The organism is Streptomyces herbicida (assembly GCF_032656585.1).
GTDB lineage: Bacteria > Actinomycetota > Actinomycetes > Streptomycetales > Streptomycetaceae > Streptomyces > Streptomyces herbicida.
On record NZ_JAUYWJ010000005.1, the window covers coordinates 88,955 to 115,423 of the forward strand.

The following is a 26,469-nucleotide window of genomic DNA, read 5'->3' on the forward strand; positions in this document are numbered from 1 at the left end:
GAATCAGAAGTGATCGGAGCACATCCCGGACAGTTGCCCCACCAAGAGGTCAATCACCATTTCTGGTCACGATGTACAACATCGTCTCTTCGTCCGGCAGAGTGAGCCGACCCGCCGCAAGACCGGTCGCGACCTGTACGGCGCCGTGCAAAGGGTCCCCCTCGGCCGGCACCCGCAGCGCGTGCGGCAGCCGTCTTGCCAACTCCTCTCCCAGGGGAGCGAGAAGCGGGTCACCCATCTTGAACAGGCCACCGGTGAGAGCGATCCGGGGCTCACCCCCGGGCGGGCACACCGCGGCGGCCGACTCGGCCATGTGCCGGGCCGCCGCGCGCAGGATGCAGGCCGCGACCTGGTCCTCGGCCGCGCAGTCCGCCACCCGGGGCGCGAAGGAGGCGAGGAAGGCGGGCCGGTCGGAACGCGGATAGAGCATGCCGGGCAGCCCCGTCACCGGGCCGAACTGCTCCTCGGCACTCCTCAGCAGCCGTACGGAGCCGCCGTCCCGCCCGTCGTGGGCGCGCAGCGCCGCCTCGAGGCCGGCCCGCCCGATCCAGGCGCCGCTCCCGCAGTCGCCCAGCAGATGGCCCCAGCCGTCCGCCCGCCGCCAGCACGCCAGGTCGGTGCCGATCGCCACCAGTCCCGTACCGGCGGCGACCACGGCACCCGGGCGCGGTCCCAGGGCGCCGACGTAGGCCGTGACGGCGTCGGCGGCGAGCGCGACGGTCCGCACGCCGAGCTCCCGGGCCAGCGCGCCGGGCAGTTCGGCGCGCAACGCCCCGCCCAGGCTGGCGAACCCCGCGGCGCCCACGACGGCCGTGTCCAGCCGGCTCACCCCGGTCTCGGCGGCCAGGCCACGGACCATGGGCAGAAGTTGCTCCAGCAGATGCCCTGGGTCGATCCCCCGCGCACCGGTACGCACCGGCTCCCCGGACTCCCGCTGGGCCGCGGGCCCCCGGCCGACGGTGCCGATCACGGCGCGGAGGCCGGAGCCTCCCGAGTCGACGGCCAGGAAGCCGGATCCGTCCCCCGTGCCGCCGGTCACGGCAGGCGCCAGTCCACCGGTTGTCCCCCCTGCTGGATCAGGAAGTCGTTGGCCCGGCTGAACGGGCGCGAGCCGAAGAAGCCGCGGTCGGCCGACATGGGGGAGGGATGAGAGGACTCCACCGACGGCAGATTGCCGAGGAGCGGCCGCAGATTGCGGGCGTCGCGGCCCCACAGGATGGACACCAGCGGTTTGCCCCGCCCGGCCAGCGCGCGGATGGCCTGCTCGGTGACCTCCTCCCAGCCCTTGCCGCGATGCGCCCCCGGGCTACGCGGGGCCGTGGTGAGCGCCCTGTTGAGCAGCAGCACACCCTGCTGGGTCCACGGCGTCAGATCACCGTTGGTCGGCTGCGGCAGGCTCAGATCGGTGTTGAGCTCCCGGAAGATGTTGATCAGGCTGGGCGGCAGCGGACGGACCTCGGGCGCGACCGAGAACGACAGTCCGACCGCGTGTCCCGGTGTGGGGTACGGGTCCTGGCCGACGATCAGGACGCGTACGTCGTCGAAGGGCTGCTGGAAGGCCCGCAGGACGTTCGCTCCGGCCGGCAGATAGGTGCGTCCGGCGGCGATCTCCGTGCGCAGGAAGTCGCCCATCTCGGCGATCCGTCCGGCGACGGGTTCCAGGGCCTTCGCCCAGCCCGCTTCGACGATCTCATGCAAAGGTCGTGGTGCCACGGGCGTCACCCTACTGCCGTGCACAGGGTGACGATCAAGCGGTGGCCACAGGCCGACCGAGGTTGACCGAACCGTCGGCCCGGATGACCGGAACCCCCTTTCCTTGCGGCAGTTGACCTCATCCGACGACCGCGGCCCGCACGCACAGAACGTCCGGCAGATGGGAGGCCAGCTGCTGCCAGCTGTCGCCGTCGTCCGCCGAGGCGTACACCTCGCCGTTGCGGTTGCCGAAGTACACGCCCGCCGGGTCCGCGTCGTCCGTCCGCAGGGCGTCGCGGAGCACCGTGCCGTAGTGGTCCTCCGCCGGCAGTCCGGCCGACAGCGGCTCCCAGCTCTTGCCCGCGTCAGCCGTGCGGAAGACCCGGCAGCGGTGGTCGGCGGGCACCCGGTCGGCATCGGCGTTGATCGGGAAGACGTACGCGGTGTCGGGGCGGTGCGGATGCGTGGCCACCGCGAAACCGAACGTCGACGGCAGCCCCTCCCCGATGTCGGTCCAGTGCGCACCCGCGTCGTCGCTGCGGTACACGCCCCAGTGGTTCTGCAGGTAGAGCCGGTCCGGGTTGCCCGCGTCCTTGGCGATCTTGTGCACACACTGGCCGAACTCCGGGTTCGGATCCGGCAGGAACACCGCGGAGACACCGGAGTTGGACGGCGACCAGCTCGCCCCGCCGTCCGCGGTGCGGAACACCCCGGCGGTGGAGACGGCCACCGTCACCGCCTTCGGGTCGCGCGCGTCGGTGAGCACCGTGTGCAGGCCCTCACCGCCGCCGCCCGGCACCCACTGGGAGCGGGTCGGGTGCTCCCACAGGGGTCGCACCAGCTCGAAGCTCTCCCCCCGGTCCTCCGAGCGGTACAGGGCGGCCGGTTCCGTGCCCGCGTAGACCACGTCCGGCTCGGCCGCGGCCGGGTGCAGCTGCCAGACCCGCTCCAGCGAGGCGCCGGTGTCCTGGGGGAACTTGACGGCCGGTCGGGACGGCTCGGTCCAGGTGCGGCCCAGGTCGTCGGAGTGGAACACCGACGGGCCCCAGTGCGCGCTGTCGCCACCGGCCAGCAGCCGCGGGGTGCCTCCGCGGGTGTCGATGGCCACCGAATAGACGGCCTGCGCGTTGAAGTAGGGACTTTCGTCGAACTCCCACCCGCCGCCTCGCCGCCGCCCGATGAACAGACCCTTCCGGGTGCCCACGGCGAGCAGTACCTCGGTCATGCCGACCACCTCCGGGACGTCTTTGTCACAGATAGCTTTCAGACATCGGCCAGTCTGCACCCCGGCACTGACAACCATCCATGGAAACCGCGTCACCGCAGGTCGGCGGGCTGGTGTCGGCCTGTCGCGGAATTCCGGGGCGCACGTTCCGGCAGAAGCCTGCGCGAGCGGCGATTCTCGTGCGACCGTCGGGACGGGGGCTCGCCCTGAGCAACGAGAGGACCTCTCCCGTATGGGAGGGCGGTCCGGCCTGTCCGTGCGCTCGTTGAGGAGGATGCCGTTGATGGCGTTCCGTGGTCCGAAGGTGTGGCTGTGGCGCTGGCGGCGCAACCCGCTCAGGCGTCGTGCCGACATGGTGGAGGCCTGGGTGCTGCTCGGCGCCTGGGGGCTCACCGTCCTCGCCGGGGTGCTCGCGGGTCTGGCGACGGCCCGCTCGGTCGAGCACGGGCTGGCCCGGGAACGCCTGGAGTGGCGGCCCGTCGTGGCGCGGGTCATGGGGAAGGCGCCGGGATCCGCCACGTCGGGCAGCGGCACCGCGGGCGGCGAGCGGGTGTGGGCGAGCGTGCGCTGGACCGTGGCCGACGGCTCCTCGCACACCGGCCAGGCGCGGGTCGCACCCGGCAGCAAGGCCGGCACACCGGTCACCGTCTGGACGGACCCGCAGGGCCGCCTCGTCACCAGACCCGCCACCACCTCCCAGGCCCACCTCCGCGCCGGCCTGATAGGCACCCTTGGCGGTGTGAGCGCGGCGGTCGTCCCCTTCGTCGCCGGCCGCGCCCTGCGCGGCCGGCTGGAACGACGCCGCATGGACCGATGGGACGCGGAGTGGGCCCGACTGGGCCCCCAGTGGGGCCGGATGACGGGCTGAGCCCGACCCGGCCACGGGCGCCCGGGTGCGGACAGGGACCGAACAACGGGCGGGCGGACGAATGACGACCGGCCGACGGTGTGCCGTGCGCCCGTGGCTGGATTCGGGCGAGGGTCGACGTCGGCGTGCGGCGCGTTCAGGGCCGCAAGCCTCTGCCCGTGGCTGCGTGCCGACGGTCCGCCCCGGGCGAGGGCGGGCGTCGGCGTGGCCGGCGCGTGAGCGAGCGGTACGACCCCAGCGCGCCCCTACCCGTCCCCCAACGCCTCCCGGCACCTCCTCAACAACCTTTCGTCCTTCAGTATGTCGTGGCTGCCGTAGCCGCCCGTTCGGGCCATATGGCGGCGAGGGGTGGCGAGTTCCTTGGTCACCAGGTCCCGCAGGGGGGCGCCTGCGGGGCCCATCTCGGTGAGGAGGGCGGCCGTCGTGCCGCGCGTGCGGGGGTTCTCCGACCAGGCGGCACGGAGGACCGGGAGCACGGGCTCGGGGTCACCGCCGATCCGCCAGAAGGCGCACGCGGCGGACGTCCGCTCCCACACCCGGTCCGACTCGGTCATGCGGCGCAGTGCGGGCAGCGCGGGGCGGGCCTCGGGACCGAGCCGGGCCAGCTCCGCGGCGGCGGCGCGCCGGTGGCCGGTCTGTTCGTGCGCCAACTCTTGCAGAAGGACGGGGAGCACGGTGGAGGCGTCCCCCTCCACCGACCACAGCGCCCCCGCCGCCACGGCCGCGCACCCGGTGTTCAGCAACCTCCGCAGGTCCGGCACCGCCGCCCGCGCGGCCGGCCCGAACGACCCCAGCGCGCGGACCGCGTTCGCGACCACGGCCTCCCGGGGGCCGACGCCGCCCGGCGCGCCGCGCAGGAGACGCAGCACTTGCGGGACGGCCTCCGTGTGGCCCAGGGCCCGGAGCGCCGACAGCAGTGCTACAGCACGGTCGGTGACGTCGGGGGAGTCGAGAGCGACCCGACCGAGCCCGCGGCGCAGTGCGGGAGCCAGGGGAGCCGCGGACCCGCCGAGGTGGACGATCACCTGTCCGAGGTCGTCGGGTACGACCGGCCCCGCGAGCACCTCGGCCAGTAGCGGCACCGCCCGCGGATCACCGCTCCTGGCGAGTGCCTTGAGCGGGCCGCCCAGCGTCGGCGCTCCGCGCTCCCACCGGTGGACCCGTAGCCCGGGCCGTTCGGTCAGCAGCGCGGCGAGGTCGTCGGCGGCGGGCGCGGCCAGCTCGAACAGCTCCGACAGGACGGAGACCGAGGCGTCCCGCAACTGGTCCTGCTCCGCCCACAGCTGGGCGCCGATCAGCGCGACCGGCTCGGAATGGTCGGCGCGCCACTCGCGGAACAGGGCCGCCGACATCCACACCGCGTTGCACCGGTCGATCGGGTCCGGGCTGGTCAACTGCCCGCTGAGCAGGGCGATCCGGTCGGCCACCCGGCCGCCCAGCGCGGTGTGGAGCGTCCGCAGCAGGTGCGAGCCCTCTTCGTCCGACGGGCGCAGTCGCCGTATCCGGCCGACGAGCGTGTCCGTCTCGGCACGGTCCGGCCCGCCGCAACGCTGTTCGGACCTGTCCCTGAGCAGCTGCACCACGGTGGGGACCAGATCGGCCGGTAGCCGGTCAGGCGCGCCGAGCGCGAGCTGGCCGAGCGCGGCGAGCCGCAGGCCGGGGTGGTACGGCGGAGCGCTCTGCGCGGTCAGGAGGTCCACCGCCGCGGCGGCGTGCCCGGGGTGGCGCCGTACGAACTGGCCGAGGCCCTCGGTCAGGGCGAGCAGGACCCGACCGTCCCGCTCGACCGTGAGCCGCTGCCGTAACAGGTCCAGCACGCGTGCCGGTTCGTCCAGGAACCGTACGAGCGCCCGGGGTGCCGCGCCCCGCACCAAGGCGTCCGGGTCGCTGGTCAGTGCGATGAAGGCCTCCGCGCCCGCGCGCACCGCGGCATGCGCCGGCGCGCAGCTGCCACTGGCGCACTCCCCGCCGATGCTCACCAGCAGCTCGACTATGCCGCCCCGGTCCGGCACCTCCGCGCGGGCCATGAGTCCGAACAGGAACGGCACACAGGCCAGCGTCGAGTCGTACACGTGCCCCTGGTAGTGCACCGAGCCGTACATCCCGTCGAGCGCGATCTCCCGCTCGGCCGGGTCCGCGGAGGCGAGTCCCCGCAGCAGTGCGGGCACGTCCTTGGCGCTGCCGTACGCGTGCCGCAGCGAAGCCCAGTCGACCTCGTCGATCCCCGTGAACACGTTGTCCTCCCCAGGCGATTGCCACCTGATCGCGAGTCTGCACCACGGCACTGACAACGAAGCGGAGTCGAGCGGCGACTGTGTGCGATCCGTCGGCTGTCACCGGCCACGGAGCACGCGCACGGCGGGAGGGATCAGTTTCCGCCGGGCAGGGCCCGCTCCAGGATCGCGCCGAGGTCGGCCGCGCCGGACAGCGTGCCGAAGGCGTGCCCCCAGTCGCCGCCGAGCCGGCTCGCGCAGAAGGCGTCGGCGACCGCGGGCGGAGCGTGCCGGACGAGAAGGGAGGCCTGGAGGGTCAGGGCCATCAGCTCCACCAGTCGGCGGGCGCCGGTCTGGTCGGTTTCGGCCAATCGGTCCTTCAGCCCGGCAACGGCCGCGTCCAGCCGCGCGTCCGCCCCCTGTGCCAGGGCGAGTTCGGCGAACAGGGCCTGCGCGGTGCCGGGCTCACGGCCGAGCGCCCGCAGCACGTCGAGCGCGTTGACGTTCCCCGACCCCTCCCAGATCGACAGCAGGGGAGCCTCCCGGTAGTGGCGGGGCATGCCCGAGTCCTCGACATAGCCGTTGCCGCCCAGGCACTCCAGGGTTTCCGCGGTGAAGGCCGGGCCCCGCTTGGTGACCCAGTACTTGCCGACGGCGGTCGCGATCCGCCGGAAGGCCTGCTCCCCGGCGTCCCCGCGCCCCGCCCGGTCGGCCGCCCCGGCCAGCCGCAGCGTGAGCGTGGTGGCGGCCTCCGACTCCAGCGCGAGATCGGCCAGGACGTTTCGCATCAGCGGCTGCTCGAGCAGCCGTGCGCCGAACGCGCTGCGGTGCCGCGCATGGTGACCCGCCTCGACGAGCGTCTTGCGCATCAGCGTCGCCGAGGACATCACACAGTCCAGCCGGGTGCAGTTGACCATCTCGATGATCGTCTTCACGCCCCGGCCCTCGGGGCCGACCAGCCAGGCCACGGTTCCGTCGAACTCCGGCTCGGAGGAGGCGTTCGACCGGTTGCCCAGCTTGTCCTTCAGCCGCTGGATCCGGAACGTGTTCCGGCTGCCGTCGGGCAGGATACGCGGCACCAGGAAGCACGTCAGTCCCTCCGGAGCCTGGGCCAGCACCAGGAACACATCGCACATGGGCGCCGATGTGAACCACTTGTGCCCGCGCAGCGTGTACACACCGGGTTCGGCGGTGGGCGTGGCCACGGTGGTGTTCGTACGGACGTCGGAGCCGCCCTGCTTCTCCGTCATGCCCATGCCCGCGAGCAGCCCTCGCTTCTCGGTGGGCACCCGTAGCCCCGGCTCGTACTCGCGGCTCGTCAGCAGCGGTTCGTAGACCTTGGCGAGCTCAGGCTGGGCGCGCAGCGCGGGGACGGCCGCGTACGTCATCGACGTCGGACAGCCGTGCCCGGCCTCGGTGTGACCCCACACCAGCCCGCCCGCGGTACGGGCGACGTGGACGCCCGGCCGGGCGTCCGCCCACGGCGCGCCGGCCAGCCCCTCGGCGACCGCGACCCGCATCAGGTGGTGCCAGCTGGGGTGGAATTCCACCTCGTCGATCCGGTTGCCGTACCGGTCATGGGTGAGCAGCTCGGGCTCGTGCCGATTGGCCTGTTCACCCCACTCCTGCGCCTGGGCGCTGCCGGCGCTCAGGCCGAGGCGCCGTACCCCCTCCTCGGCCCAGCCGGCCCCCTCGCGGCGCAGCCCCTCCAGGAGGGCCTGGTCCTCGGAGGCGTCGTAGGGAGCCAGGGGAGGGGCCTGGTTGGTGACGTCGTGGGTGGCGTACTGCGGCTGCGGCCGTGCGGGTGTCGAGACCATGCGGCCATGTTGCACTCTCCATGCGGCCGTAGCAATAATGCAACAAGAAAGCGCACGTACAGTACGTGCCCATGCGGATGAACGTGTCAGTGCAGCCCGGCGAGGCCGACCTGCGGCCGCTGTCCGCGCGATCGGTCGTGCTGAGCCTGCTGCTGGGCACACATCCGCCGGAGCTTCCGGTGAGGGACCTCGTGCGGCTGGTGGAGCCCTTCGGTGTCGGCGGCTCCACCCTGCGGGCCGCGCTCAGCCGGATGGTGGCCGTCGGCGACCTGCGGCGCACGGACGCCGTCTACGGGCTCAGCGACCGGCTGCTGGCCCGCCAGCACCGCCAGGACGACGCGGTGCACCCCCGCACGCGCGCGTGGGAGGGCGACTGGGAGATGGTGGTGATCACGGCGACCGGGCGCGGCCCCGCCGAACGCGTGGAGCTGCGCACCCGGTTGACGGCCCTGCGCCTGGCCGAACTGCGTGAGGGCGTGTGGCTGCGGCCCGCCAACCTGGTCCGCTCCCTGCCGGACGACCTCGAGCGGGTGGCCCAGTCCTACACCGCCCGCCCCGAGGGTTCCGCGCGGGAGCTGGCCACCCGCCTGTGGCCGCTCGACGCCTGGGCCGCCACCGCCCGCGCGCTGCTCGCCCATGTCGCCGAGTCCCACCGCCCGGCCGACCTGCTGACCGCCTTCGCCGCGGTCGTACGTCATCTGCTCACCGACCCCGTCCTGCCCTCCGGGCTCCTTCCCGCCGACTGGCCGGGGGAGGCCCTGCGCACCGCGTATGCGGACTATCAGCGGGAGCTGGCCCGGTCAGTCAGGTGATCTCTCCGCCCGGCGGCGCGGCATATGCCTCACGGGTGGTAAGGGACGGATGTGAGCGCTCAACCGCCGTCCGGCCCGCCGCCCGGTCCGCTGCACGGAGTGTCGAAGCCCGGCCCGCCGTCTCCTCGGCGCCCCTGGTGGCGTGGCGCGCCCGCACTCGTCGCCGCGGTGCTCGCGGTCGTCGGGATCGCGATGGTGTTCGTGATCGAGTCCAGGGGCGGCAAAGGCGGGACGAAACAGGACCTCGAGTCCGCCGCGTCGGCCCGCGACATCACGAGACGCGTGGCACTGGCACCCACGGATTGGGGATCCGGTTTCACCCGGAGCGAGCCCTACGAGAACGAGGAGAAGGCCGAGGGCGTGACCGATCCCGACTGCAATTACGTGACGCAGCCGATCGAGAACGCGCTGGCCGTCCTGCAGCGCAGCGTCAAGAAGAAGGACGGGACGGTCTATGCGAACTCGACGGTCGTGGTCCACCGGAACGCGAGTTTCGCTCGTGCGGACGTGGCTCGGTTGCGCTCGGACGTGCAGCGGTGCCCGACGGAGAAGGAAGCCGCGAGCAGGGCACGGTGGGAGAACGTCCACGAGGTCGACATCCCGGAGCTGAATGGCTTCGACGAGGTGGTGGCGGAGGAAGGCCACCTGGTCGCCGACGAGAACGGCCGGCCGGCGGACGCTTACTACACGTATCTCACCGGCCGCAAAGGGCGCTACATGGTGCAGACGTATGTCACTCGCAGCGGCACCTCGACACAGAACCGCAGCGACGCCGCGAATGCGCTCTCCCTCATGCTGAGCCGCCTTTAGTCCGATTGGAGGCCGTGCTGCACGCGCTCTCCGATCCGCTGCGGCTGCAGATCGTGCGCGATCTCGCCACCGACGGCGGCGAGCTCACGTGTTCGCACTTCGACCTGCCGGTCACCAAGTCCACGACCACGCACCACTTCCGGGTGCTGCGCGAGAGCGGAGTGATCCGGCAGGTCTACCGGGGCACGGCCAAGATGAACGGCCTGCGCAGGGATGATCTGGAGCAGCTCTTCCCGGGACTTCTCGAAAGCCTCCTCGCCGCCGCCGACAGGCAGGCGGTCCGCCTCGGGGTCGACGGCTGAAACCGGCCTTCACCGGAAGGCGGCCGAAGAGCGGTTTCAGGGCGATCGCACCGCGAGCCGTCGGCCGGCTCCGCTACGGGGACGCCGTCCGCGCCGCCGTCAGCAGCGAGTCCCAGTCGGCCAGTTTGACCACGCTCCGCCCCAGCGACGCCCCGAGCTCCGCCTCGGCCCGCTCGATGGCCTGCCAGCCCGGCCACGCGACCGGCTCGATCCCCGCCGCCCGCAGGGCCACGACGGGGTCCGCCGCCACGTCCCGGCGTACGAGCACGGGGGCGTCCTCCAGCAGCGACGTCGCCGTCTCCTTGGCGCATGGGCGATTGGTGCCGATGACGCCGGTCGGACCGCGCTTGATCCAGCCGGACACATACTCGCCCGGGGAGGTGAGACCGTCGCGCACCACGCGGCCCTCCTCGTTCGGCACGGTGCCGGTACGCGCGTTGAACGGCAGCCCTTCCAGCGGCACTCCGCGATACCCCACCGAGCGCAGCACCAACTGCGCCTCGATGTCCTCGAAGCGGCCCGTGCCGGTCACCCCGCCGTCCCCGTCCGGCGCGGTCCGCTCGAAGCGCACCGCACCCACCCGGCCTCCGTCGGCGAGGAGTTCGACGGGGCGCAGGAAGAAGCGCAGCCCGATGTGGCGTGCCGCGTCCCCGGGCGGCCGGTCCGCCCAGCCGCGCAGCACCTCCACGTTGCGGCGCTGCGGCGCGGGCAGTCCCGAGGGGTCGGTGTAGGCCGGGTCCAGTGCCAACTCGGCCGGATCGACGGCGACTTCGGTGTCGGGCAGGCCGCTCAGCTCGCGCAGCTCCTTCGTGGTGAAGCGGGCCTGCGAGGGGCCGCGCCGGCCCACCATGTGCACGTCGGTCACATGGCTCGCCGCCAGTGTCGTCAGCGCTTTCTGCGGCATGTCCGTGGGGCTCAGCTCCGCCGCGCCGCGGGCCAGCATCCGCGTGACGTCGACCGCGACATTGCCCACGCCGATGACCACGGCCGACCTGACCTCGTGGACGAAGTCCTCCGGCGGGGAGTCGGGATGCGCGCTGTACCAGGACACGAACTCGGTCGCCGACCAGCTGCCCGGCAGATCCTCGCCGGGAATGCCCAGGTGCCGGTCGGTCGCGGCGCCCACGCAGTAGACCACCGCGTGGTACAGCTCCCGCAGCCGGTCCACCGGCAGCCCGCGGGGACCGCCGATCTGCACGCCACCGAGGAATCTCACCCGGTCGTGCTCCAGGACCGTCCGCAGGTTTCCCTGCAGCGACTTGATCTTCTCGTGATCCGGTGCCACGCCGTAGCGCACCAGACCGTATGGGCACGGCAGCCGGTCCAGGACGTCGACTCGCACCTCGGAGTCCTGCTGGATCAGGCTCTGGGCGGTATAGCACCCGCTCGGCCCGGAGCCGACAACGGCGACACGCAGCACGGCGGAACCCCTTCCCCGGGAGGCCGGAGGAGATCGCTGGTGGCTCCAGCATTGCACCGCCAGGGCTCCGCTGACAGGGTGCAGGCGGGTGATGTGGACGCGTGTCCATTCGTATGGATTGTGATCATGCGGTTACGTTGCGTGTGTGCTAGACGCATCCTTTCTTAATCTTTCCGCCCGTTGTGCGGAGGACGGCGCGGTGACCGTCCAGCCCGCGTGGGCGGTGCGGGAGCGCGGGGAGCGCACGTCCTGGTTCCATGTCCTGCTGGCCTTCACCGACGGCGCCCGGGTCGACGCCCTGGCCGTGGTGACCGGGGGATGCGTCTCCATCGAGGACGTCAGGGCCCAGCCCGCCCTCTCCCTGGCCGATCTGACGGTCCTCGCCGACTGGATCGAGACACCGCTGTTCGAGGCGTGCGGCATGGAGACGAATATCGGGGCCGAGGCGAATGCCGCCGTGGACGCGGATGCCGCCGTGGAGACGGATGCCGGGACAGAGGCGCATGCCGGGCCCGACGCCGGGACGGGGACGGAATACGGCATCGACGACACCAGGCCGCTCGGCCCGAGCCGTGCCCGACCCACGTGGCCGCGCGGCATCGAGGGGCGTCGGCTCGTCGCGGCGGAGTACCGCGCAGCCCGGGACGAGGGATTCGACCCCGTCATCGCGGTGATGTCCGCGACCGGCCGCAGTCGCCGCAGGTCGCTCCGGCTCATCGCCCAGGCCCGCGACGCGGGACTGCTGGCACCCGGTCACGCACGGCGCTGACGGCCGGGACCGGTCACTCGGGCCGGTCGTCCGTCGCGAAGAAGCGCGACAGGTCCTTCTCGCAGGTGCCGCCGGGCGGCTCGGTCCCGGGCGGCATGCCCAGCTCCCAGTCGAGCCGGTAGCGCTTGAACAGCTCCGCCCGCAGGACCGGGATCGGCATCGGCACCCCCGGGACGAGCGCCGCATACACGGCGCCCATGAGCAGCGCGCGCAGCATCGGGTAGTCGGCCGTGACGTCCTGCGAGCCGTACCGGGCGACGGTGTCGCTCAGCAGTTCCGACAGGCGCCGCTGCTCCGGGCACTGCACGAACCCCTGGGCCTGCAGGAGTCCGGCCATGTGCTGCCGCATCAGCACGGGCCGGTCGCGGGCCAGCCCCAGGATCGCGTCGATGGTCCTGGCCAGCCGCTCCTGGCCGTCCTCGGTGCGCGGCTCGCGCTCCAGGGCCTCCTCCAGCGTCCGGTGCATCAGCCGGTGCACCGCGGACTGCACCAGTTGGCGTTTGCCGGGGAAGTAGTACGAGACCAGTCCGCGCGCCGAACCCGCCCGGTCCGCGATGTCACCCAAGGTCGTGGCCTCGAAGCCGTGTTCGCCGACCAGCTCGACCGCGGCCTGCAGGAGCCGCTCCCGGGAACGTCGGCGCAACTCTTCATTGACCGAGGCGCTGCGCGGGGACATGCTGTAACTCCTGCGTTGACTGGCTGCCAGCCAACTATACTCAACGCATCGGGCCCGGCTTCTGCGCGGGTCCGTTCAGGGCTGCCGTCCGTCTGGGGCGACGCGGGGGATCGTCTCAGGCGGGCGGCTTTTTCCTGTGTACGACGGTGAACGGGGGGCGGGTCGGCCCATCAGGTCCAGCACCGGCAGCAGCGCGTCCGGCCGCTCGGTCACCGGCAGGTGGTCCACGAAGTGCACCCGGCAGCCCAGCGCGGTCGCGCCGCCGTCCGCGGAGCGGCTGTCGCCGACCATCAGCACGTCCCGTGGATCGGCACCGAGTGCCTCGCAGGCGGCGGAGAACAGCCGCGGGTCCGGCTTCTGGACGCCGTGTTCGTACGACAGGACGTAAGCGTCCACGTACGTGTCGAGGCCGTGCTCGTGGAACACCGGGCGCAGGTCCCAGCCGATGTTGCTGACGATGCCGACCCCGATCCCGCGCTCGCGCAGGATGCGGAGCACTTCGGCGGCGTCTGGGTACGGCGACCATGCGGCGGGGGACATGTGCCGCTCGTACAGCGCGTCGTGCAGCGTGGGGTCGGGGAGAGGGACCCGGCGGGACAGGCCCGTGTACGCGGCCCGGTGCAGTTCGGCGCTCTCGTCGCGCACCGCCCACACCTCGGCGAGGTCCTCGGGCACCTCGACCGGGAACGCCCCGCCAGGCAGCGCGCCCGCTCTCTCCAACGCCCGTGCCGTTTCGGTCAGTTGCGGCTCCGAAAGAGTGAGGGCCGTCCCGGTCAGTACGGCACGCAGCCAGGACTCGGTGGACTCGATGCGAAAGAGGGTCCCGGAGAAATCGAAGAGGACGGCAGCCATGCGCTGGACCCTACCGGTGGTCCGTCCGGCGCATGGCCGCCGTCCGGTGCGCGTCGGGTCAGCGGAGCGGGCGGCGCAGTGCGGCAGAACTTGACGGCCGGTCACCCCACTGGCACTCGTACGCCACCACCGCCACGGCCACCACCAGCGCTCCCAGCAGCCACCCGCCCACCACGTCCGAGACCCAGTGCACCCCGAGCCACACCCGGGTCAGGCCGACCCCGACGACGGAGACCACCGCCACCGTGAGAGCCGTACGCCACAGGACGCGCCCGGCGCCGAAGCGGTGCAGCAGCCACAGCAGCAGGCCGCACACCACCGTGGCGGTCATCGCGTGACCCGAGGGGAAGGCCGCGTAAGGGGCGGAGTCGACGGGGTCCGGCCAGACCGGGCGCGGGCGGCCGACAGCCGCCTTCAGCGCCTGCTGCACCACCGTGCCCAGCGCGCAGACGACGGCCGGCCACAGCGCCGTCCGCCATGCCGAGCGGCGCCACACCAGCCAGAGCGCGGCCGCCGCGGCCGTCAGCCGCATGGTCAGCGGGTCCCGGACCCAGTCCGTGAGGATGCGGACGGAATGCGTGAGGTCGTGTTCGCCGACCGCCCAGCGGTGGGTGGTGCGGGCGATATGCCGGTCCAAGGCCATCAGGGGGCGCCACTCGACCACGACCAGGGTCAGCAGCGCTGCGGACAGCACGGTCAGGGCGGCGGTGGCGAGGACGGCCGGGCGGGGCGGGCGGTGCATGCCGCGATCTTCTCCGACGCGTGGGGCGGGAGGCCGACCCCGAAGTTCGTCGGCGGCTCAGCCGAGCGCGCGCAGCCCGGGGACGAGCGCCACCAGCACCGGGATCACCGGCACGAGCGCCGCTGCCGCCGTCAGCTTCAGGCGGCGCATCGCGGTCAGCCGGTCCGGGGGAGTGAGCAGCCGGTGCACCCGCTGCGGAACATGGGCCTGCGGGGTGGGGCAGGGGCCGAACACACCCCGGTCCTCGTTGAGTTCGACCAGCGCCAGCGCCGTGGTCAGCCGGCCGAAGCGACGGGAGGCCATGTCGTCGGCGGCCAGTTCGACCAGCCGGTGCATCTCGTCGCGGAACGCGGCGAACACCGGGACCTGCGGGAATCCGCCCGCCAGCGCGGCCGAGCAGTGCAGCAGCCAGTCGTGCCGGGCCCGCGCGTGACCCTCCTCATGGGCGAGTACGGCGTCCAGCTGCCGCCCCTTCAGGCGGCGCAACGCGGCCGTGGTGATGACGAGTTGGGGTGCGGCGCCGGGGAGCCACCAGGCATCCGGCCGCTCTCCCTCCAGCACGACGAGCGGTCCGCTCACCGGCTCCTCGCCCGGCAACAGCGGGGCCCGCACCAGGAGATCGGCCCGCCGACGACGCCGCCGCGCCCCGGCCCGTACGACCTCGCGGACCAGCATCGCCGCGCTCCACAGCCCACCGCAGGCGAGCGCCACCGCGGTCGCCGCCGCCCAGGGACCGGTCGAGCCGAGGGCGTACGCGTCCACGACAGCGCTCGGCGCCGACGCGAACACATGCCCGCGCACCGCCTGCCAGGCCGCTGCCGCGCTGAGGGTCATCGACAGCGCACAGCACAGCAGTACGGCCGCCACGGCGCACTGCCACACCCACAGCGCGACCACCGGTTCACGGTCCGGCCAGTCGGCCCGGGCGAGCAGCCGGGGGGCGACGACGGCGGTCAGGGCGCCGAGCAGCAGCAGTGCCGCGGGGACCATCATGGACAGCACCCTATGAGCGGCGGGCCGCCCGCGGGTACGGTCGGCCGCGGCAAAGTGACGCAGGCAACGCTTTCGCAGAACGCACCGCGCGGCGCCGGTCAGAGCGTGAGCAGCATCGCCAGCATGCCGATCCCCATCGACAGCCGGCACGCCCGGGCCAGCTCCGGCCGGTCCCCCCACCCGGCGACCGCCCCGGTGGACCCCGCCACCGTGGCGGGGATCAGCCGGACGCCGGAGAGCAGCACGTAGCCGGTGAAGTAGACGAGCAACAACCCCGTCACCACGGGCACTCCCGTGCCGCCGTGCGCGTGGTGACGAGGTTCGGGGGAGTCGGCCATCACGACCGCCATGTAGACCATCGCCGCGGTGCCCACCAAGTGGTGCAGATGGTGCGGGTGGTCACGTGCGGCCCACAGGGCGCGCAGCGCGGCCGCGCCGAACACCACCGCGTACAGCGGCCACGTCCACGACGGCGGGGTGAACACCGCTGCCGGCACCGCCATGGCGGCCATGCCGAATCCCATCAGCGCCTCGCCGCCCGCGGCGTGCCGCTGCTCCTCGACGCTGCTGCGCATCCGCAGCAGACAGTAGGCGCCGGTCGCCGCACACAGCGCGACCAGCAGCCAGCCGGGCGAAGCCGGTCCGTGCACGCGCACCTCCCCGCTTTGCGCTTCACGATCCGTCGATGAGGGCGATGCCCGCGACATGCGGCGCGCACGCAAGCGCAAAGATGTACACGGGGAGCACTCGGCGGAGCACAGCAGGTGACGAAGGGTGGTCGCCCCTCTCCGTCTTCCTCTCGGCGGTGTGCCGCGCCTCGCCCGGCCCTCCGGCATCTGGTTCAAGCCGGCGTGGCCGAACCGCGCGCCCCGGCCGACGCCGCGTCCGGCGAGTGGTGGCAACGTGCCCCGCCCAGGAGCGGGTCGTGCTCGTCGAGCAAGCCGGACACCGTACGCTCGCCGCGACGGTACGACGCACGGGGCTGCAGTCCCGGGCCGGTACGAAGGCTACGAAGACTGCGAAGTCGACAACGACAACGGAGGACGTACGGCCATGACGGCGACGAACGGACGACCGGCGGCCGGCAACGACGCGGCGAGGGGGGACACCGTCGCCGTGGTCGTTCAGCAGTGGCAGGCCGTCCACCCCGAGCTGGACACCGGGCCCATGGAGATCATCGGACGCATCAACCGCTGCGCCGCCCTCCTGCAGCAGGCCGAGGACGCCCCGCTGCGCCGCGCCGGTCTCAGCCGGCCCGAGTTCGACCTGCTCGGCGCGCTGCGCCGCACCGGCCACGAACTGACGCCCAGTGAGCTGGCCCGGGAGACCTTCTCCTCGGGCGCCGCCGTCACCAAGCGCATCAAGCACCTGACCGAGCGCGGCCTCGTCGAACGCCGTGGGGACACCCGCGACCGCCGCGTCGCCCACGTCCGCCTCACCGACAACGGCCGCGAACTCGTCGACGGCATCCTCCCCGAGCAACTGTCCTACGAGGCGGCCGTACTGTCGGTGCTCGCCCCCCAGGGACAGGGACAACTGGCAGGCCTGCTGGCCGAGTTGCTGAGCCGCCTCGAGGGCCGGATCGGCGCGTTGCGCGCCTGAGAACCGCCCCGAGGCACGGCACCATTCGGCAGACCGGAGGTGAGACCCACGGCCGGCGCTCGGCGTACGCCCCGGTCGTCGACCGGGTCACGGCGACACCGCCGGCCTGACGGGGTCAGCCCTGGTCGCCCTCCGCGTACACACCGAAGGCCGCCCCCTGCGGATCCCGCAGCACCCCGATGCGCCGGACGTTTCCCATCGACATCGGCTCCATCAGGACCGAACCGCCCGCCGCGACCGCCACCTGCGCCGTTCCGTCCACGTCCGCGACCGCGAAGTACGGCATCCAGTGCGGCGGCACCTCGGGCGGGAAACGGTCGCCCATGTCCGCCATCCCGCCGAAGTCCTCGCCGCCGATGCCCCACTGCGTGTACCACTGCGAGGCGTTGACGGTCCATCCGAAGACCGTGGTGTAGAAGTCCCGCGCCCGGTCGGTGTCGCGCGTCGCGAGCTCGACCCAGCCCAGCGAACCGGGCGCGTTGAACAGCCCGGCACCCGGGAACGCGCGAGCCTGCCACAGCTGGAAGGCCGCGCCCGTCGGATCCAGGGCCACGGCGAAGCGGCCGACGTCGAAGACGTCCATCGGGCCGAGGACCACGGTCCCGCCCGCCTCCTCGACCTGCCGCGCCGCAGTGTCCGCGTCCGCCACCGCGAACGACACGTTCCACGCGACCGGTTGGGACTCCTGGTACAGCGGGGTGAGGGCGGCTACCGCCGCGTCGCCCATGTGCGCGACCGTGTAACCCCCCGCCTCCTGGCGCGGATCCGTCTCCGGACGCCAGCCGAACAGGTCCGTGTAGAACCGCTTGGCGCCCTCCAGGTCGTTCGTCCCCAGCTCCGTCCAGCAGGGCCCGCCGGTCACCGGCTTGTCGAACTTCATGGCACTCCTCCCGGCACGGAACCATCCCCTCTCAGCACGCTAGTCCCGCCGTCCGACAGAGGCCATCGGGAAACCCCTCGCGCGGCACCCCGGCACGGACGTACGCTCGTCCCCGTACCGCATCGCATGGCGGCCTCCCACGACGGTTCCCGACCGGAGGTCACGCATGCCCGAGGTACGCCCCTTCCACCGCGACGACCGCGACCAGCTCACGGACCTGGTGAACGCCCATGTGGCCGCCGTGGTCCCCGGCGTCTCCGTCTCCGTGAACACCGTGCTCAGCAGCCTGGAGCGGCGGCCGGACGAGTTCCTCACCGACCCGTGGGTGAGCGAGCGCGTCACCCTGGTCGCCGAGCAGCGCCGCACCTCGTCGCCGCGGCGCACCTGCTGCGCTACCGCGCCGACGCCGAGGTGGGCCCGGACTACCGGGACGCGGGCGAGATCGGCTGGTTCCTGTGGCATCCGGCGGCCTCCTACCGGCCGGACACCGAGGCGGCCGCCGACCTGCTCATGAGCGCCTGTCTGGCCCGGCTCGCCCGCTGGAGCGTCCGCGCCCGCCACGCCTCCGGCGACCTGCCCGCCCCCGCCGTCCACGGGCTGCCCCGGAACTGGCCGCATGTCCGGGCCGTCTACGAACGCGCCGGATTCCGGCACACCGGCACGACGGAGATGATCCTGCTCGCCCGGCTCGCCGACCTGCCCCGGCCCGAACCGCGCCCAGGCGTCACGGTCGAGCGCACCCTGGGGGAGTGCGGCACGCGTTTCACCGCGCACGCGGCGGGATCCCCCGTCGGCTTCATCGAGGTGGACACCACCCCGGCCCGCCCCGAACGCCACACCCGCGCCGCGGGCCTGGCCGACATCGGCAACCTCCGCATCGGCCCCGGCCGCCACGGGGAGGACTGGGAGCACCGCCTCCTCGCCCATGCCGCCGACTGGCTCCGACTGTGCGGCGTGGACCGCCTCCTCGCCTACGAACTCGCCGACGACCGGGCCGGGATCGACACCCTGCTCAAGGCGGGGTTCCACGAACTGACGACAACGGACCGAGCCTGGACCCACGTCCCGCACTGAGCGGCTGCGCAGGACGAACCGCCGTCCGTGCGGACCCGGGCCCGGATGTCCGTCCGCCGGCCCGGGCCTAGATACCCGGGCGGTACCGCAGTGGATGGTCGCCCGGGACCTCCACCAGGACGATCGGGGTGCCGTCGGGGTCCGCGATCCACATTTCGATCAGGCCCCACGGCTCCTGCACCGGTGGGCGGACGATCTCCACGCCCTTGGTCAGCAGCTCCGCGTGCGCCGCCGGCACGTCCGGGACCTGGAGCCACAGGCGCACGGCCGGGGGCGGTGGAGTCCGTGAGCGCCCGGAGAGCTCCAGGAAGCCGCCGCCGAGGAAGTAGACGGTGCCGCGTTCGGGGCCCGTGCCGAACTCGCGGTAGACGGCCAGGCCCAGTTGCCCGCCGTAGAAGGCCCGGGACCGCTCGGGGTCGGTCGGGCGCAGGAGCGTCCGGCTGCTGAGTACGTGCACCATGCACCGGGAGCCTAGCGGCAGCGCTAGTCTCGTCCCTGCCGTGCCGCGCCACAGATTCGGAGACCCGCCCCATGGAAACCGCCGCCACCGCGCCCACCTTCCGCGACGCCACCGACGCCGACGTGGACGCACTGGTCGCGCTGATCGAATCGGCGTACCGGGGAGACGCCAGCCGGGTCGGGTGGACCACGGAGGCGGACATCCTCGAGGGGCAGCGGACCGACCCCGAGGGCGTGCTCCAGGTGATCAAGTCGCCCGACAGCAGGCTGCTGACGGTCGAGCAGGACGGCCGCGTCGTCGCCTGCTGCCAGCTCCAGCACCGCGGTGACCACGCCTACTTCGGCATGTTCGCGGTCAGCCCCACGCTGCAGGGCGCGGGCCTGGGCAAGCTGGTCATCGCGGAGGCGGAGCGGCTGGCCCGCGAGAGCTGGGGTGCCACCGAGATGCACATGACGGTGATCTCCGTACGCAACGATCTGATCGCCTGGTACGAGCGCCGCGGCTACCGCCGCACGGGCCGGATGACCCCGTTCCCGTACGGCGACGAGCGCTTCGGCATTCCGCAGCGCGCCGACCTGCAGTTCGAGCTGCTGGTCAAGGAGCTCGCATAGCCGTTACGCCGTGAAACGGCCGGTGCGCTTGATCTCCGGGTAGTCCGTGGTCGCGCCGTCCAGCTGCAGGGCCCGTACCAGTCGCAGGTGGTCCTGCGTGTTCACCACCCAGCCGATGATCCTGAGGTCCGCCTTGCGGGCGTGCTCCACGACCTCCAGGGTCAGGCGCCGGATGTTCAGGCAGACGGTCGCGGCGCCGGCCTCGGTGGCACGCGCCACCACGTCGGTGCCGTACCGGCCGGCGATGAGCGCGGTGCGCACGCCCGGCACCAGGCGGGCGATCTCGGCGATCGCCTCGTCGTGGAACGAGGACACCTCCACCCGGGAGACCAGGTCCCGCTTGTGCATCACCTCGGCGAGCGCCCGCGCCGCCGCCACGTCCTTGATCTCGGCCTGCAGCGGCGCCTTCACCGCGTCCAGGACCTCCTCGAAGACCGGGACGCGCTCGCCGCGGCCCGCGTCCAGGGCACGCAGCTCGGCGAGGGTCTTCTCGGCGATCGGGCCGGTGCCGTCGGTCGTGCGGTCCACCTCCGCGTCGTGCATGACGACCAGGGCGCCGTCCTTGCTCAGGTGCAGATCGAGTTCGATGAGGTCGAGGCCGGCCTGCTGGGCGGCGACGAAGGAACGGAGGGTGTTCTCGGGCTCGACGCCCATGACTCCGCGGTGACCGATGGTAAGGAAGTTCAAGGTTCAACTCGCTTCCGTCGACGGCGGCTCGGCGCACGCGCGGACGGGACGGGCATCGCGGACGTCGGTGTCCACACGGCAGAGTCGCAGCCTAATGGCCGGGTCTGCCGATGAACCCGCGCGTACACGCGGGGATTGGCGTGACGGGTGGGGCGTACCGGCCTGGCGCCTGGCCCGTGCCCGCGCCGACGGTCACCCGGGCGTGGGCGAGTCTCCCGTGCATTGACTGGCTGGATCCGAGCGGTGCCCTGCCGTCGGCCACCGGACCGCGAGCCACCGGTCGTTGATATCGAAAGTGAGCGTCGTCACGGTTTGCGACAGGAAAAAGAGCGGTGACCATGCGGGTCCGCAGAATATTTTCCCGCGACCTCTCTTGCTGAGAGAAACCTCGTACGCATACGGTGTCCCCCGTTAGGTTCTCGCGTGGAGGATGGGTCATGACGGAAATTCTTGTGCAGGTGGGTACGGAGGAGCAGGTTCCTCCCGCGACCAGGGTTGTTGAGCACCCTTCGTGGCCCGTGCTCAAGGATGCCGTGGAGCAGATCCGGCCATGGCAGTCCAAGGACGGATCGATCGATTTCGACGCCGAGGGCGCCCCGGACCTCGCGGACGCCGAGCAGGCCGTGCGCCGTGCCGTGGAGGCCGTCGAGGAGCTGTCCCCGCTGCTCCCGCACGACGCCGACTACCACGAGGCGCTCGTCAAGGACCTCCGGCGCTGGGCCGACGGCGGCTTCGAGGTGCCCGACTTCCTCGACTCGCTGCTGGCCTTCCACCCCGCCGCGGGCCGCGCGGACGGCCTCCAGCACCTGGTCGTCTTCCCCATGTACACGCAGAACGGCAACCCGGACCGCAACCTGGAGGCGGTCGTCCTGCGCATGGTCTGGCCCGAGTGGCTGGCCGAGCTGGAGCGGACCCGCTACGACAACCCGCTGTTCTGCGGCATCAAGTTCGAGGACTTCACGGCGGGCTACGACACCAACTCCGCCGTCCTCTTCCCCGAGACCATAGCCGTCCGTGAGGTGCCGGAACGTTTCACCTGGGGTGGCATCTTCTGCGACCGGGAGGCCGCCCGCTTCCGCCGTGTCACCGACGCCGCCGTGGACATCCTGGGCCTCGAGCTGCCCGAGGACATCGCCGCCATGGTCCACGACCAGAAGCGCTGCGAAGAGGCCTTCGTGCTGTGGGACATGGTCCACGACCGCACCCACAGCCGCGGCGACCTGCCGTTCGACCCGTTCATGATCAAGCAGCGCCAGCCGTTCTGGATGTACGGCCTGGAGGAGCTGCGCTGCGACCTCACCGCCTTCAAGGAGGCCGTGAAGCTGGACGCGGACGGCGTCCCGCAGGCCCGTGACGTGCAGTACGCGGTCCTCTTCGACCGCATGTTCCGCTTCCCGCTCACCGGCGACCGCAACCGCAACTACGACGGCCTCGGCGGTCAGCTGCTCTTCGCCTACCTGCACAGGCACGACGTCGTCCGGTGGACCGACAACAAGCTCACCATCGACTGGCAGCGCGCTCCGCAGGTCACCAACCAGCTGTGCGCCGAGATCGAGAAGCTGTACCGGGACGGCATCGACCGCCCGAAGCTGGTGCACTGGTTCGCCGGCTACGAGCTGGTCTCCACCTACCTCGCCCCGCACCCGGGCTCCAAGTGGGCCAAGGGCCCCGACGCCCTGGACCTGACCCTGCCGCCGCGCAAGCTCGTGGATGACGTGCTTCCCGACGAGTTTCCGCTGAGCATGTTCTTTGAGGCACTGTCGAAGAAGCTGAAGAACGTGATCGCCTCCACCAGGGGCATCACGGCGGACAGCGCCGAGCGGGTCGCCGCGTGAGCGACCGCGCCCAGAACACTGCTACGGAGGCGAGAAAAATGGGGAACGGGGCTCTCAGCGGTGCGGTGATCGCGGTGGCCGGCGCGGGCGGTCCCGCCGGCCGGGCGACTCTGCTGCGGCTGGCCGAGGCGGGCGCGACCGTCGTCGGTGCCGACAACGACGCCGAGCGGCTGTCGGAGGCCGTGGACGCGGCCCGCTACGCGTCCGGCGGCGCCACCGTCACCGGCGACACCGTGGACCTGCTCGACCTGCAGTCCACCCGTGACTGGGCCGCCCACATCGAGAAGGACTTCGGCCGTGTCGACGGCCTGGTCCACCTCGTCGGCGGCTGGCGCGGCAGCGAGACCTTCACCAAGACCAGCCTCGACGACTGGGACTTCCTGGAGCTGCTGCTCGTCAAGACCGTGCAGCACACCTCCCTCGCCTTCCACGAGGCGCTGCAGCGCAGCGAGCGGGGGCGGTACGTCCTGATCAGCGCGGCGGGTGCGAGCAAGCCGACCGCGGGCAACGCCGCGTACTCCGCGGCCAAGGCGGCGGCCGAGGCGTGGACGCTGGCCATGGCCGACTACTTCCGCAAGGCGGGTATCTCGGAGGGCGCCGAGGGTCCGACGTCGGCAGCTGCGATCCTGGTGGTGAAGGCGTTGGTGCACGACGCGATGCGCGCCGAGCGCCCCAACGCGAAGTTCGCGGGCTTCACGGACGTCAAGGACCTGGCCGAGGCCATCGAAGGCGTCTGGAGCAAGTCCGCCGCGGAATTGAACGGAAACCGTCTGTGGCTGACCGAGAAGCCGTGAACCCTCCCAAGACCGACGCGCGTCGCCATCACGACCCGGAGGTCCGCGGTTTCGCCAGTGACAACTACGCCGGGGCGCACCCGGAGGTGCTCGCCGCCCTGACGCTGGCCAACGGCGGCCATCAGGTCGCCTACGGTGAGGACGACTACACCGAGAACCTCCAGCGGATCGTCCGCAGCCACTTCGGCTCCACCGCGCAGGCCTTTCCGGTCTTCAACGGCACCGGCGCGAACGTCGTCGCGCTCCAGGCGGTCACCGACCGCTGGGGCGCGGTGATCTGCGCCGAGAGCGCGCACATCAACGTCGACGAGGGCGGCGCCCCCGAGCGCATGGGCGGCCTCAAGCTGCTCACCGTGCCCACACCGGACGGCAAGCTCACGCCCGAGCTGATCGACCGGCAGGCGTACGGCTGGGAGGACGAGCACCGGGCGATGCCGCAGGTCGTCTCGATCACCCAGAGCACGGAGCTCGGCACCCTCTACACGCCCGACGAGATCCGCGCGATCTGCGAGCACGCCCATGCGCACGGCATGAAGGTGCATCTGGACGGCTCCCGGATAGCCAACGCGGCCGCCTCCCTGAACGTCCCCATGCGGACCTTCACCAATGCGGTCGGCGTCGACATCCTGTCCCTGGGCGGGACGAAGAACGGTGCCGTGTTCGGCGAGGCGGTCGTGGTCATCAACCAGGACGCCGTCAGCCACATGAAGCATCTGCGCAAGCTGTCCATGCAGCTCGCCTCCAAGATGCGCTTCGTGTCGGTGCAGCTGGAGGCCCTGCTCGCCAAGGACCTGTGGCTGCGCAACGCCCGCCACGCCAATGAGATGGCCCAGCGCCTCGCGGAGGGCGTGCGCGCGGTGCACGGGGTGGAGATCCTCTACCCGGTGCAGGCCAACGGCGTCTTCGCCCAGCTCCCGCACGACGTGAGCGAGCGGCTGCAGAAGCGGTTCCGGTTCTACTTCTGGGACGAGGCCGCGGGAGTCGTGCGCTGGATGTGCTCCTTCGACACGACCGAGGACGACGTGGACACGTTCGTGGCGGCACTCAAGGAGGAGATGGCGCGCCAGTGAGTGCATAGATATGCGGTCACCTGAAAAGTCATTGACTGTCAGGTGATCGCATTCCTATGCTCTGCGGGCATGGAGCTGATCCAGAACACCCCCGACCTTTCCGCTTATCTGGCCGCCGATGAGGTCATCGACCATGACCATCCGGTGGTGCGCGCGACGGCCGCCCGGCTCGCCGAGGGCGTTCCCGACTCGTATGCCTATGCGCGGGCCGCTTACGAGTTCGTGCGCGACACGATCCCGCACTCACAGGACTCCGGCGACCTCCGGGTCACCTGGCGCGCCTCCGACGTCCTCGCGCGGCGCACCGGCATCTGTTACGCGAAGGCGCATGCGCTGGCCGCGCTGCTGCGGGCCGAGGACATTCCCGCCGCGCTCTGCTACCAACGGCTGGCGAACGACGGCGGTGCCGGTCATGCCGTGCACGGGCTGATCGCCGTACGGTTCCATGGCGCCTGGCACCGGCAGGATCCGCGCGGCAACAAGCCGGGGGTCGACGCGCGGTTCTCGCTCGACGGGGAGCGGCTGGCCTGGGTGCCCGACCCGGAGTCCAATGAGGTGGACTATCCGGTCTTGTACGCTGAACCTCATCCGGTTGTGCTCAGCGCCCTGAAGGCGGCGCCCGACCGGCCGTATCTGTGGAAGACGCTTCCCACCGCACTCTGAGGCGAGGCAGATGACTCTCACGCTCACCGTGTCCGACGAGGTGCGCGGCCTGGCGCCCGGCTTCACGCATGTCGCGATCGAGGCGCACGGCCTGGTCAACGGGCCCAGCACCGAGGCGAGTTCCGCGCTCCTCGACGACGCGGCCCGCCGCCTGGCCGCACGCCTCGACGGCCGCGCCCCGCACGAGGACCCGCACATGGTGGCCTGGCGCGAGGTGTACACGGCGTTCGGTTCGAAGCCCTCCCGCACCCGCAATTCGGCCGAGGCGCTGGCCAAGCGGGCGCTGTCGGACGCCGGGCTGCCGCGCGTCAATCTCCTGGTCGACCTCTACAACGCCATCAGCGTGGCCTATCTCATCCCGGTCGGCGGTGAGGACATCGACCACATCGAGGGCGCGATGCGTCTCGTGCGGGCCACGGGCGACGAGAACTTCGTGACCGTCGCCGGGGGTGAGGAGGTCCTCGAGCATCCCGACGCGGGCGAAGTGGTCTGGTGCGACGACACCGGCGTGACCTGCCGCCGCTGGAACTGGCGCCAGGGCCCGCGCACCCGGCTCACCGAGCCGACGACCTCCGGCATCTTCCTGCTGGAGGCCCTCGCGCCCCTGCCGGTCGGCGAGGCCGAGGCGGCCGCCGCCGAACTCGCCGAACTGCTCGAGAAGTTCAGCCCCGGCGCACGGATCACGCTGCACGCCCCCGCCTGACCAGCGCGCGGGCGCGATCGCTGACCTCCGTGCCATGAGGGACGAGGGAGCGGTGGACGACGGAGCGGTCAGCGGGAGCACCGGTGGGACAGGCGCCGGGCGTGAGGAGGCCGGCTCGGCGGACGACCCCCATGCCGTGGCCGGCCCCGCAGGAAGGTTCGCCGTCCTGAAGAGGCACCGGCCGCGCACTTCGGCCGTGGGCCTGGCCCTGGTCGCCACGGCCACGGCGGTGCCGCCGGCCCTCGTCCGGGACGGTGAGCGGCTTCGCATCGCGGCCGAGCCGGTCCGAGGCGGCGTTGACGAGGGCCACGGCCGTCTCGAAGGCGGCGGGTGTCGCCCGTGCCGTCTCGCGGCCGAGCTCGGTGCGGACCAGCAGCTTGCGCTGCCTGCCTGGGCGTCCCTGCCCCGCTCGGGTCAGGGCAGTAGGAAGGGGAGCGCGCCGAACTTTTCGATGAAACCGGGCAGCCTCTCCGGCATCGACCGCACGGGAGCGAACCCGGTCTCCGGGAAGGCGCTCAGGTTCTCGCTGTCCTGGTCGTCACGGCGGGTGTGGGCATCCATCTCCAGCACCAGGGTGGACTTGACGCTGTCGCCCTCGTAGCGGACCGTGCAGCCGTAGTCGCCGAGTCCCGCGTGGTACCTGGTCCTGGTTTGCGTGAAGTGGTAACCGGGCGAGGCCAGTTGACGTACCGCACCGGCGGGCGGTGCCCCGTCGCAGGCGGTGCGCACCAGCCACCAGTCCACGGGGCGGCGATCCACCCGCCCACCCGCGAGCACGGCCGCAGCCGCCACCGTCACCTTGATCCAGCACCGCATCGTCCGGCCCCCGTACCGCGGTCCGCACACGAGAGCCCGCCGGCTCGCCCGTCACGACCGCGCACCCTGCCGGCCGGGCCGCG

General features: G+C 72.2%; 27 protein-coding genes and 1 pseudogene. 13 read left to right on the forward strand and 15 right to left on the reverse strand.

Features of this window, described 5'->3' with window-relative positions; translation table 11 throughout:
* Positions 1 to 49: 49 nt before the first annotated feature.
* From Q8A52_RS12625 to Q8A52_RS12635, 3 genes are all read right to left on the reverse strand, one after another.
* Complete coding sequence (locus Q8A52_RS12625) at positions 50 to 1,039, reverse strand: N-acetylglucosamine kinase (protein ID WP_316751176.1); 990 nt, start codon at positions 1,037 to 1,039, stop codon at positions 50 to 52.
* Positions 1,036 to 1,713 (reverse strand): uracil-DNA glycosylase, encoded by a 678-nt coding sequence (locus Q8A52_RS12630; protein WP_316751178.1) that lies wholly within the window; start codon positions 1,711 to 1,713, stop codon positions 1,036 to 1,038. Before Q8A52_RS12630 ends, Q8A52_RS12625 begins: the two co-directional genes overlap by 4 nt.
* Before the next feature lie 118 nt (positions 1,714 to 1,831).
* Positions 1,832 to 2,917: a WD40/YVTN/BNR-like repeat-containing protein gene (locus Q8A52_RS12635; protein WP_316751180.1), complete on the reverse strand. Its 1,086-nt coding sequence runs from the start codon at positions 2,915 to 2,917 to the stop codon at positions 1,832 to 1,834.
* 283 nt (positions 2,918 to 3,200) lie between these two features.
* On the opposite strand from Q8A52_RS12635, the gene Q8A52_RS12640 reads away from it, so the two are divergent.
* Positions 3,201 to 3,785, forward strand: coding sequence for an Rv1733c family protein (locus Q8A52_RS12640; protein WP_316751182.1), 585 nt, complete (start codon positions 3,201 to 3,203; stop codon positions 3,783 to 3,785).
* Between the two features lie 245 nt (positions 3,786 to 4,030).
* Here Q8A52_RS12640 and Q8A52_RS12645 read toward each other — a convergent pair whose 3' ends face one another.
* On the reverse strand, positions 4,031 to 6,019 hold the full coding sequence (locus tag Q8A52_RS12645; RefSeq protein ID WP_316751185.1) for a HEAT repeat domain-containing protein: 1,989 nt from the start codon (positions 6,017 to 6,019) through the stop codon (positions 4,031 to 4,033).
* A 134-nt stretch (positions 6,020 to 6,153) separates the two neighbouring features.
* Positions 6,154 to 7,815 carry an acyl-CoA dehydrogenase family protein gene (locus Q8A52_RS12650; RefSeq protein ID WP_316751187.1) on the reverse strand — a complete coding sequence of 554 codons (1,662 nt, stop codon included), beginning with the start codon at positions 7,813 to 7,815 and terminating at the stop codon, positions 6,154 to 6,156.
* 71 nt (positions 7,816 to 7,886) lie between these two features.
* Between Q8A52_RS12650 and Q8A52_RS12655 the strand changes: the two genes are divergently transcribed.
* Genes Q8A52_RS12655 through Q8A52_RS12665 form a run of 3 tightly spaced genes read left to right on the forward strand, consistent with a single transcriptional unit; the run spans position 7,887 to position 9,739 of the window.
* Entirely contained in the window at positions 7,887 to 8,627 is a 741-nt protein-coding gene (locus Q8A52_RS12655; RefSeq protein ID WP_316751188.1) for a PaaX family transcriptional regulator C-terminal domain-containing protein, read from the forward strand.
* A gap of 51 nt (positions 8,628 to 8,678) precedes the next feature.
* A complete protein-coding gene (locus Q8A52_RS12660; protein ID WP_316751191.1) occupies positions 8,679 to 9,437 on the forward strand; it encodes a hypothetical protein in 759 nt (252 codons plus the stop codon).
* Positions 9,438 to 9,442: 5 nt separating this feature from the next.
* Positions 9,443 to 9,739, forward strand: coding sequence for an ArsR/SmtB family transcription factor (locus Q8A52_RS12665; RefSeq protein ID WP_316751193.1), 297 nt, complete (start codon positions 9,443 to 9,445; stop codon positions 9,737 to 9,739).
* Positions 9,740 to 9,812: 73 nt separating this feature from the next.
* Here the strand turns inward: Q8A52_RS12665 and Q8A52_RS12670 are convergent, their stop codons facing one another.
* Positions 9,813 to 11,159 carry an FAD-dependent oxidoreductase gene (locus Q8A52_RS12670; protein ID WP_316751195.1) on the reverse strand — a complete coding sequence of 449 codons (1,347 nt, stop codon included), beginning with the start codon at positions 11,157 to 11,159 and terminating at the stop codon, positions 9,813 to 9,815.
* 199 nt (positions 11,160 to 11,358) lie between these two features.
* Here Q8A52_RS12670 and Q8A52_RS12675 point away from each other — a divergent pair, with 199 nt between their 5' ends.
* The gene (locus Q8A52_RS12675; RefSeq protein ID WP_316751197.1) at positions 11,359 to 11,928 is read left to right on the forward strand and encodes a DUF6214 family protein; all 570 of its coding nucleotides are present in this window, start codon (positions 11,359 to 11,361) and stop codon (positions 11,926 to 11,928) included.
* 13 nt (positions 11,929 to 11,941) lie between these two features.
* Here Q8A52_RS12675 and Q8A52_RS12680 read toward each other — a convergent pair whose 3' ends face one another.
* From Q8A52_RS12680 to Q8A52_RS12700, 5 genes are all read right to left on the reverse strand, one after another.
* A complete protein-coding gene (locus Q8A52_RS12680; RefSeq protein WP_316751199.1) occupies positions 11,942 to 12,604 on the reverse strand; it encodes a TetR/AcrR family transcriptional regulator in 663 nt (220 codons plus the stop codon).
* 75 nt (positions 12,605 to 12,679) lie between these two features.
* Positions 12,680 to 13,456 (reverse strand): HAD family hydrolase, encoded by a 777-nt coding sequence (locus tag Q8A52_RS12685; protein WP_316751200.1) that lies wholly within the window; start codon positions 13,454 to 13,456, stop codon positions 12,680 to 12,682.
* 58 nt (positions 13,457 to 13,514) lie between these two features.
* Positions 13,515 to 14,198 carry a phosphatase PAP2 family protein gene (locus Q8A52_RS12690; RefSeq protein ID WP_316751202.1) on the reverse strand — a complete coding sequence of 228 codons (684 nt, stop codon included), beginning with the start codon at positions 14,196 to 14,198 and terminating at the stop codon, positions 13,515 to 13,517.
* A gap of 57 nt (positions 14,199 to 14,255) precedes the next feature.
* Positions 14,256 to 15,191, reverse strand: a complete 936-nt coding sequence (locus Q8A52_RS12695; protein ID WP_316751204.1) for a M56 family metallopeptidase — start codon at positions 15,189 to 15,191, stop codon at positions 14,256 to 14,258.
* Positions 15,192 to 15,289: 98 nt separating this feature from the next.
* Positions 15,290 to 15,841: a DUF5134 domain-containing protein gene (locus Q8A52_RS12700; RefSeq protein WP_316751206.1), complete on the reverse strand. Its 552-nt coding sequence runs from the start codon at positions 15,839 to 15,841 to the stop codon at positions 15,290 to 15,292.
* Between the two features lie 403 nt (positions 15,842 to 16,244).
* On the opposite strand from Q8A52_RS12700, the gene Q8A52_RS12710 reads away from it, so the two are divergent.
* Positions 16,245 to 16,793: a MarR family winged helix-turn-helix transcriptional regulator gene (locus Q8A52_RS12710; protein WP_316751208.1), complete on the forward strand. Its 549-nt coding sequence runs from the start codon at positions 16,245 to 16,247 to the stop codon at positions 16,791 to 16,793.
* A 115-nt stretch (positions 16,794 to 16,908) separates the two neighbouring features.
* Here the strand turns inward: Q8A52_RS12710 and Q8A52_RS12715 are convergent, their stop codons facing one another.
* On the reverse strand, positions 16,909 to 17,673 hold the full coding sequence (locus Q8A52_RS12715) for a VOC family protein (protein ID WP_316751209.1): 765 nt from the start codon (positions 17,671 to 17,673) through the stop codon (positions 16,909 to 16,911).
* A 166-nt stretch (positions 17,674 to 17,839) separates the two neighbouring features.
* Here Q8A52_RS12715 and Q8A52_RS12720 point away from each other — a divergent pair.
* Positions 17,840 to 18,747, forward strand: a pseudogene (locus Q8A52_RS12720) (N-acetyltransferase).
* Positions 18,748 to 18,814: 67 nt separating this feature from the next.
* Here Q8A52_RS12720 and Q8A52_RS12725 read toward each other — a convergent pair.
* Positions 18,815 to 19,207 carry a VOC family protein gene (locus tag Q8A52_RS12725; RefSeq protein ID WP_316751210.1) on the reverse strand — a complete coding sequence of 131 codons (393 nt, stop codon included), beginning with the start codon at positions 19,205 to 19,207 and terminating at the stop codon, positions 18,815 to 18,817.
* Between the two features lie 71 nt (positions 19,208 to 19,278).
* On the opposite strand from Q8A52_RS12725, the gene Q8A52_RS12730 reads away from it, so the two are divergent.
* Complete coding sequence (locus tag Q8A52_RS12730; protein ID WP_316751212.1) at positions 19,279 to 19,818, forward strand: GNAT family N-acetyltransferase; 540 nt, start codon at positions 19,279 to 19,281, stop codon at positions 19,816 to 19,818.
* 3 nt (positions 19,819 to 19,821) lie between these two features.
* Here the strand turns inward: Q8A52_RS12730 and Q8A52_RS12735 are convergent, their stop codons facing one another.
* The gene (locus Q8A52_RS12735; RefSeq protein ID WP_316751214.1) at positions 19,822 to 20,505 is read right to left on the reverse strand and encodes a glycerophosphodiester phosphodiesterase; all 684 of its coding nucleotides are present in this window, start codon (positions 20,503 to 20,505) and stop codon (positions 19,822 to 19,824) included.
* Between the two features lie 437 nt (positions 20,506 to 20,942).
* Between Q8A52_RS12735 and Q8A52_RS12740 the strand changes: the two genes are divergently transcribed.
* The 5 genes from Q8A52_RS12740 to Q8A52_RS12760 all read left to right on the forward strand — a co-directional run bounded on the left by Q8A52_RS12740 (position 20,943) and on the right by Q8A52_RS12760 (position 25,570).
* Positions 20,943 to 22,340 carry a DUF6421 family protein gene (locus Q8A52_RS12740; protein WP_316751216.1) on the forward strand — a complete coding sequence of 466 codons (1,398 nt, stop codon included), beginning with the start codon at positions 20,943 to 20,945 and terminating at the stop codon, positions 22,338 to 22,340.
* Between the two features lie 38 nt (positions 22,341 to 22,378).
* Positions 22,379 to 23,134, forward strand: coding sequence for an SDR family NAD(P)-dependent oxidoreductase (locus Q8A52_RS12745; protein WP_316751218.1), 756 nt, complete (start codon positions 22,379 to 22,381; stop codon positions 23,132 to 23,134).
* Positions 23,131 to 24,204: a threonine aldolase family protein gene (locus Q8A52_RS12750; RefSeq protein ID WP_316751220.1), complete on the forward strand. Its 1,074-nt coding sequence runs from the start codon at positions 23,131 to 23,133 to the stop codon at positions 24,202 to 24,204. The genes Q8A52_RS12745 and Q8A52_RS12750 overlap by 4 nt, the downstream gene beginning before the upstream one ends.
* 69 nt (positions 24,205 to 24,273) lie before the next feature.
* Entirely contained in the window at positions 24,274 to 24,867 is a 594-nt protein-coding gene (locus Q8A52_RS12755; protein ID WP_316751221.1) for a transglutaminase family protein, read from the forward strand.
* A 10-nt stretch (positions 24,868 to 24,877) separates the two neighbouring features.
* Positions 24,878 to 25,570: a B3/B4 domain-containing protein gene (locus Q8A52_RS12760; protein WP_316751224.1), complete on the forward strand. Its 693-nt coding sequence runs from the start codon at positions 24,878 to 24,880 to the stop codon at positions 25,568 to 25,570.
* Positions 25,571 to 25,984: 414 nt separating this feature from the next.
* On the opposite strand, the gene Q8A52_RS12765 is transcribed toward Q8A52_RS12760, so the two are convergent.
* Complete coding sequence (locus Q8A52_RS12765; RefSeq protein ID WP_316751226.1) at positions 25,985 to 26,386, reverse strand: hypothetical protein; 402 nt, start codon at positions 26,384 to 26,386, stop codon at positions 25,985 to 25,987.
* Between the last annotated feature and the right edge of the window lie 83 nt (positions 26,387 to 26,469).